1 protein-coding gene is annotated in these 553 nt (G+C 48.1%); it reads left to right on the plus strand.

The window, feature by feature from the left end; genetic code table 11:
- The coding region (locus HMPREF1115_RS06455) for an Ig-like domain-containing protein (RefSeq protein WP_000112582.1) at positions 1-553 on the plus strand (553 nt) is incomplete at both ends.

Here is a 553-nt window from a genome sequence, read left to right on the forward strand (position 1 = left end):
TGATCCACTGGTTCCAATCGATGAAACAGTTGATCCAACCTTCGAAGATGGCAGCAAAGAGAAGTCTATTCCAGGTCAAGGAACTTACACGATTGCGCCAGATGGAAGTGTAACTTTCACTCCAGACAAGCAATTTGTCGGAAGCCCAGATCCAGTCACAGTCAAACGTGTAGATAAGAACGGCACTCCAGTGACTGCGACTTATACCCCAACAGTAACCAAGGTAACCCCAACCAGCACTAACGCAACCAGCACAGGTCCTCAAGGTATCCCACAAACTGGAACTCCAAGCTTCCAAGGTGGTAATCCACTGGTTCCAATCGATGAAACAGTTGATCCAACCTTCGAAGATGGCAGCAAAGAGAAATCTATTCCTGGTCAAGGAACTTACACGATTGCGCCAGACGGAACGGTAACTTTCACTCCAGACAAACAGTTTGTCGGAAACCCAGCTCCAGTCACAGTCAAACGTGTGGATAAGAATGGCACCCCAGTTACTGCGACTTACAGTCCAGAGTTCACTAAGGTAACACCAACTGGTACAGGCGCAACG

Origin of the sequence: Streptococcus oralis SK610 (assembly GCF_000257455.1) — a bacterium.
In the GTDB taxonomy this organism is placed as follows: Bacteria; Bacillota; Bacilli; order Lactobacillales; family Streptococcaceae; genus Streptococcus; species Streptococcus oralis_CB.